The sequence below is a fragment of the Halorubrum sp. Ea1 genome, from assembly GCF_002252965.1.
In the GTDB taxonomy this organism is placed as follows: domain Archaea; phylum Halobacteriota; class Halobacteria; order Halobacteriales; family Haloferacaceae; genus Halorubrum.
This window is the reverse complement of the sequence record NZ_NHPG01000112.1, coordinates 1-4,233: the sequence shown is the minus strand read 5'-3', so window position 1 is coordinate 4,233 and position 4,233 is coordinate 1. Positions and strand designations below refer to the sequence as shown.

Below are 4,233 nucleotides of genomic sequence, written 5' to 3'. Positions count from 1 at the left end.
ATCCGTACGGACCGAGGGGCCGCTCACAGGCACGCGCGAGGGAGCCCGCGGCCGCCATTGGCGGCCGCGGCGAGGCTGGGGAGGCGCGAGGCTGCAGTCGAGTTGCGGTCGGGTGGGACTCAAAGGGGCAGTCGCCGGCGGCTCCGCCGCCGGCTCCAGAGGCGCGAGCCCTCGCGGTTGGGGCTTTGGGGGGTGTTCACCCTCGATCCATCAGCAACCGCTTATAAACAAACAGCAGTGAAACCGAGTTTCACTTATAACCGATCGCCGACCGCGTCACCGGATTCTACCCGCTACATTCGGCGAGCCACTCGTGGGCCCAGTCGTCGATCTCCTCGAAGACGGGCGCGAGCGACTCCCCCTTCGGCGTGAGGCTGTAGTACGTCGCCACCGGCGACTCCTCTTCGAGCCGGCGGTCGACGAAACCGGTCTCCTGGAGGTCGTCGAGCACGCGCGAGAGGGTCCGTGCGTTCGCGTCCGTCTCGCGCTTGAGCTCGTTGAACCGCGACTCGCCGTTCAACAGCTCGTGGAGGACGACGAGCCGCCAGCGCGAGCCGATCTGTTCGAGCGAGTCGACGACGGGGCACGGGGTGTCCGGGGCGGACGCGTCGCCCGTCTCGGCCTGCGTCTCTGTCGTTTCCGCCGGATCGGAGCCGGCGAGGTCCTGCGATGACATCGGTGTTACCTACTTACACTATTGTCCGGGAAGCGATAAATAGGTTACGTCCGTATACGTAGTTACACGATGTTAGCTGAATTCACGACGCTACCGCTACAGATCGACGCCCCGCTCGCGGGCGAACTGTTCCTTATCGGCCGGATCCTGTTCGGCGCGACGCTCGCGTTCATGGGCCTGAACCACTTCATGGACGTCGACACCATGGCCGGTTACGCCGAGTTCAAGGGGCTCCCGGCGCCCCGCTTCTCGGTGGTCGCCTCCGGGCTCGTGCTCGTGCTCGGCGGGCTCGGAATCGTCGTCGGCGTCTTCCCCGTGCTCGCGGCCGGCGCGCTCGCCGCCTTCCTGCTCGTCTCGGCCGTGACGATGCACGACTTCTGGTCGGTCGACGACCCGGAGGAGAAGCAGAACGAGATGACGGGCTTCCTCAAGAACGTCTACGGCGCCGGCGCCGCGGTCGCGCTGCTCGCCGTCGGCGGCACCGCGTGGCCCTACGCGCTGGGGATCGGCCTGTTCTGAACGGCCCGGACCGCGCCGAACTGAACGCGACCGCGCCGTACTGAACGCGGCCGCGCCGAGCCGACCGTCCCGTCTTCTGACCGCGGTTCCGAGCCGCCAGTACCACTAACTGACTCCGCGACCACTCGATTACACGATCATGACCGACGCCCCGCCCACCACCGGACTGCACCACGTGACGAACATCTGCACCGACATGGACGAGACGGTCGCGTTCTACGAGGACGCGCTCGGCTGGCACACGGTCAAGCGGACCCAGAACTACGACGACCCGGGGACGCCCCACTACTACTTCTCGTCCACGCCGGCGGGGGAGCCGGGGACCAACGTCACCTACTTCGAGTACCCGAACTCGCAGGGCGCGCCCGGCCCGGGCGCGAGCCACCACTTCGCGTTCGGCGTCGCGGACGAGGAGACGCTCCGCGAGTGGCAGGCGCACCTCCGCGAACAGGAGGTGCGCGTCTCCGAGGTGAAAGACCGCACCTACTTCAAGAGCATCTACTTCAGCGACCCCGACGGGCTCGTCTTCGAGCTGGCGACGGAGGGGCCGGGGTTCACCCGCGACGAGGAGGAGCCCGGCAGCGAGGAGATCGACCCGTTCGCCGAGGGGTACGAGAGCTGAATGGCGGACGAGCGCTTCGCTGACGAACGCTCCGACGACGACCCGGTGACCGAGGCGACCGGGGCGTCTCACCGCAGCGGCGAGCCGGACGCCTTCGGGTCGCCGTACCGCCTGCTCTCGACCGCGGTGACGCCGCGCCCGATCGCGTGGGTCTCCTCGCGGGGCCCGGCCGGCGAGAACCTCGCGCCGTACAGCTTCTTCAACACCGTCGCGATCGACCCGCCGGTCGTCGCGTTCTCGCCGGTGGCGACCGCGGCCGACCCGAAGGACACGCTCGCGAACGCCCTGGAGACGGAGGCGTTCGTCGTCAACGTCGTCACCGAGGACGTCGTCGAGGCGATGAACGCGTCGAGCGCGACGCTCGAGGCGGGGGAGAGCGAGTTCGATCACGTCGGGATCGACCGCGCGCCGTCGGCGCGCGTCGACGCGCCCCGGGTGGCCGCGGCGGCCGTGAGCCTGGAGTGCCGGCTGTACGACGCCGTCGAGATCGGCACCTCGACGCTGGTGCTCGGCGAGGTCGTGTACGCCCACGTCGCCGAGGCGGCGCTTACCGACGGGGCGATCGACGTGGACCGGCTCGACACGGTCGGCCGGCTCGCCGGCGGCTGGTACGCGAGCACCGACGACCGGTACGAGCTGGAGCGGCCGCCGTAGCGCGGCGTCGTCGCAGTTCGGTCGCTCTCGTCCGCTCGACGGACTCCCCTCGCAGTCCGCTAGCCCTCGGTCTCGTCCTCCACGAGCGCCGCGAACCGGTCGAGCGCGCGCCGACAGACCGGGACGTACCAGGCCGCGGCGATCGGCACCTCGACGACGACGCGGCTGCGGTCGGACGCCCCGGCGTAGCTGTCGACGCGGTGGCCGGTCGCCGGGATCCCGGCGACCCGCCAGTCCCAGCGCCGCCCGTTGCACGCGGTCACGCGGAACGGGACCCACGCGCCGCCGACCCGGACCCGTCCCCTCGTCCCCCGAGTCACGTATCGGTCGTCGCTCTCGACCGCGTCGATCGCCGGCCCCCAGTCCGGCCAGGTGCGGGTGTCGCGGAGGGCCTCGGCGGCGACCGACGGCGGGACCGCGACGTCGCGACCCACGGCGAGCGTCGTTCCCTCCCGGACGACCGTCGACGCGGACTCGCCGCCGGACCCGCTCGGGCCGCAAAGCCCTTCGAGGTCCAAACCCCCGTCGAAATCGAAACGTCCGTCCGATTTATCGTTCGAACGAGACCGGTAATTCACGATCCGTCAAACGATCTCGTCGTAGTTAAGCCGACGTATATTAATACCTTAAATGGTATCAGGACTCATTATCTCTTTCCACGAAGGGTTAATACGGGGATCATCGCTAGACTAGTCCAATATGGCAGACGACCGCGACACCATGAAAGACGTCTCGCACACTGCACCGCACGACACATCGGCCAAGCGGGTCTGGGAACGAGGCCGAGACCCGGTCGAGGAAGAGGAAGAAGAGGAGTAACGCACCGACACCGACTGCCCAGTTCTGACGACGCGGCCGACCAGCGGCGCGTCGTACGCCGAATCGGGAGCGGAGCGACCCTGAGCCTATCGCGCCCGGCCGACACCCTCTTTGAGGTCGTTTTTAAATACACCGTATGGTCGGAGTCGCACTCGGGTTGGCCGGGATCGTCGCGGTAACGGTGCTACTGGGATTCAGCGCGTTCTTCTCGAGCTCTGAGACCGCGATCTTCTCGCTTCCGGCGGAGTGGTTCGAGCGGCAGGCCGACTCGGACGACCCGCGGGGACACGTCCTGAAGGAACTCTACGACGACCCCCATCGACTGCTGGTGACGCTGCTCGTCGGTAACAACGTCGTCAACATCGCCATCTCGAGTATCGTGACCGTTCTGGTCGCCAGCCACCTCCCCTCCGGCGCCGCGGTCGTGGTGACGACCGTCTGTACGAGCGTTCTCGTCCTCTTGTTCGGCGAGATCGTCCCCAAGGCGTTCGGCCTCGGAAACGCCGAGACGTGGTCGCTGCGGATCGCGTCGCCGGTCCGACTCGTCGAGCGCGTCCTCTCGCCGCTCATCACGTTGTTCGACGGGATCACCCGTCGGATGAACGCGTACATCAGCGGCGACGCGAACATCGAGAAGCCGTACACCGACTGACGCGGACGAACCGTCGGGACTTCTCGGCCGCCGGAGCGTCGATGTCGACCCGCGGCTTCCGACGGTCCGAGCGGTTCCGCTCCGGTGCCGCGAGCGACGCGGCTCCCTCGGTTCCGTTCTCGCGGGTGATAGCCGCGGAGGTGGGTTTAACCCGGCCCGCGGACGACCGGTCTCCATGATCGAGGTGGCGGGGTTGCGGAAGACGTACGGCGACTTCGCGGCCGTCGTCGACAGCGACTTCTCCGTCGAGGAGGGGGAGGTGTTCGGCATCGTCGGCCCGAACGGCGCGGG

6 protein-coding genes and 1 pseudogene are annotated in these 4,233 nt (G+C 68.2%); 5 read left to right on the top strand and 2 right to left on the bottom strand.

Features of this window, described 5'->3' with window-relative positions:
- Positions 1 to 286: 286 nt before the first annotated feature.
- Positions 287 to 676, bottom strand: coding sequence for a helix-turn-helix domain-containing protein (locus DJ73_RS13840; RefSeq protein ID WP_094524710.1), 390 nt, complete (start codon positions 674 to 676; stop codon positions 287 to 289).
- 69 nt (positions 677 to 745) lie between these two features.
- Here DJ73_RS13840 and DJ73_RS13835 point away from each other — a divergent pair, with 69 nt between their 5' ends.
- The 3 genes from DJ73_RS13835 to DJ73_RS13825 all read left to right on the top strand — a co-directional run bounded on the left by DJ73_RS13835 (position 746) and on the right by DJ73_RS13825 (position 2,471).
- Positions 746 to 1,195, top strand: coding sequence for a DoxX family membrane protein (locus DJ73_RS13835; protein ID WP_094524709.1), 450 nt, complete (start codon positions 746 to 748; stop codon positions 1,193 to 1,195).
- 139 nt (positions 1,196 to 1,334) lie between these two features.
- Positions 1,335 to 1,817, top strand: a complete 483-nt coding sequence (locus tag DJ73_RS13830; protein WP_094524708.1) for a VOC family protein — start codon at positions 1,335 to 1,337, stop codon at positions 1,815 to 1,817.
- Positions 1,818 to 2,471 (top strand): flavin reductase family protein, encoded by a 654-nt coding sequence (locus DJ73_RS13825; RefSeq protein ID WP_094524707.1) that lies wholly within the window; start codon positions 1,818 to 1,820, stop codon positions 2,469 to 2,471.
- Positions 2,472 to 2,530: 59 nt separating this feature from the next.
- On the opposite strand, the gene DJ73_RS13820 is transcribed toward DJ73_RS13825, so the two are convergent.
- Complete coding sequence (locus tag DJ73_RS13820; protein ID WP_094524706.1) at positions 2,531 to 2,989, bottom strand: SRPBCC family protein; 459 nt, start codon at positions 2,987 to 2,989, stop codon at positions 2,531 to 2,533.
- A gap of 437 nt (positions 2,990 to 3,426) precedes the next feature.
- On the opposite strand from DJ73_RS13820, the gene DJ73_RS13815 reads away from it, so the two are divergent.
- Positions 3,427 to 3,942: a CNNM domain-containing protein gene (locus DJ73_RS13815; protein WP_094524705.1), complete on the top strand. Its 516-nt coding sequence runs from the start codon at positions 3,427 to 3,429 to the stop codon at positions 3,940 to 3,942.
- A gap of 175 nt (positions 3,943 to 4,117) precedes the next feature.
- Positions 4,118 to 4,233: pseudogene (locus tag DJ73_RS21050) on the top strand (ABC transporter ATP-binding protein); the annotation flags it as partial.